The following is a 1834-nucleotide window of genomic DNA, read 5'->3' as shown; positions in this document are numbered from 1 at the left end:
CGCTCGATGAAGTCCATATGTGTAAGTGTTGCGTGGCCCGCATGGATACTGGGAAATCAGCCAACTGCAAGAATAATAGTTGCAAGCTACTCTCGGCTGCTTAGCGAAAAGCACTCGCTCGATACAAGATGCATAATGCAGTCTAGTTGGTATAGAGAGTGTTTCCAGAGGTAGAACTATCCAAAGATCAGAATACCAAATACAAATTTCAAACAGTGCAGAGAGGATACAGAATCGCAACGTCAGTTGGAGGGACGTTAACAGGTGAAGGTGGTGATTTCATCATCGTGGATGATCCACTGAGTCCCGCCCAAGCTTTGAGTGAAACGTTTAGAAAGCGTGCTACAAATTGGTTTGACCAGACTTTAGTAGCCAGGCTCAACAATAGAAAAAAAGGAGTAATTGTTCTTGTGATGCATAGGCTCCACCTGGAAGATTTGACCGGACACCTTCTCTCCAAACCGAAAAGCATATGGCATCATATTTGTTTACCAATAATAGCTGAAAATAAGGAGATTACTTATTCAATCAAAAAGCCAGCGCCTCCTGTTCCTGTCACCAGAATAGCTTGGTCAACTATAAATGAGTACACCAGAAATAAAACAGCATTACCTGCAAAAATACTATACTTAAGAGAAGAAGGTCAGTTGCTATACCACCTAGATGGAGGAAAAGAAGAAGTTGAGATGATAAAGGTTGAACTTGGAAGTTACGCTTTTGCTGCACAATATCAACAAAACCCTCTGCCACTTTCAAGTGGTATAATTAAACGAGAGTGGCTGAAGCGCTATAGAAATTTTTCTGATAGTCTCTCATATGTCACTCAGAGCTGGGACACTGCAGTTTCAACAAGCAGCATGAGCAACTTTAGCGTCTGCACCACCTGGACAAAAGTGGGCAATAAATTCTATTTACTCGATGTATATCGCGCAAAGCTTGAGTATCCAAAGCTTAAAGAGCAAGTTCTGTCACTAGCTGCAAGATGGACACCACACGCAATTTTGATCGAAGCAAAAACGAGTGGTCAACAATTAACACAAGAGCTAAAGGCAAATAGCGATCTACCGATTATCGAAATAATTCCACACAATGACAAACTCACTCGATTTTATCAAATTGTTCCGGTGATAGAGTCTGGCAGGGTTTTTTTGCCACAGCAAGCGGTATGGCTCAATGATTTTGAGTATGAGATTTTAATGTTCCCAGAAACTCGCCACGATGATCAAGTGGATAGTACGGTGCAATATCTGCAATAGATGAGAAAAATTAACACCAGTGCTTTCAGGGTCAGGGATTTTGGCTCCAACCCTAATAAAACACTTGGGTGGTTAAGATATATCTAAAAACCTCCATTTTTCTCCAAAGCTTCTGACATATGCTTTACCTGTTGCACACTACACTTTTTGAACTCTGAAGAGACACTTTTCTTATGTGGCACAGCAGGAGAAGCAGGTAATCCTGAAGAATAACCACTATCTGCAGAACTTGTAGAAACGTTACGACTAATTTCTTGTTCATCATCAAAGAATTTAAAAAGTAAGCCTTTTTTTGCCTTAAAAGGTAAATCTGAGTGTAGTTGCTTCCCCTTCTCAGGAGGAAGAACTGAGCACACTTGCTCTGCTCCCTCAGAAGTAGAAAGAAGTGAACGCAGTGTCTCACTATCAACATAAAGTAAGTGTAGTAACTTCTCGTACTCAGGAAGAAAAAAGCCGGAGTTTAGCTTCTCCTTCATCTCAGGAGAAAGAACTTTGCATAGTTCCTCCCTCTGATCAGGATCAAGACGTTGTTGCCACTCTGGTCCACCTTCATGCGTAGGAGAAGTCACTCCTGAGGG

Annotated in this window: 2 pseudogenes; one reads left to right on the top strand and one right to left on the bottom strand. The window is 41.5% G+C overall.

The features are described 5' to 3' along the window. Window positions 1-1256: pseudogene (gene terL / locus BA053_RS06140) on the top strand (phage terminase large subunit); the annotation flags it as partial. 83 nt (window positions 1257-1339) lie between these two features. Here terL and BA053_RS07750 read toward each other — a convergent pair. After that, window positions 1340-1834: pseudogene (locus tag BA053_RS07750) on the bottom strand (hypothetical protein); the annotation flags it as partial.

The organism is Wolbachia endosymbiont of Nomada ferruginata, from assembly GCF_001675785.1.
GTDB lineage: Bacteria > Pseudomonadota > Alphaproteobacteria > Rickettsiales > Anaplasmataceae > Wolbachia > Wolbachia pipientis.
Note: the sequence above shows the minus strand (reverse complement) of the source record. Positions and strands in the feature narration are given on the sequence as shown.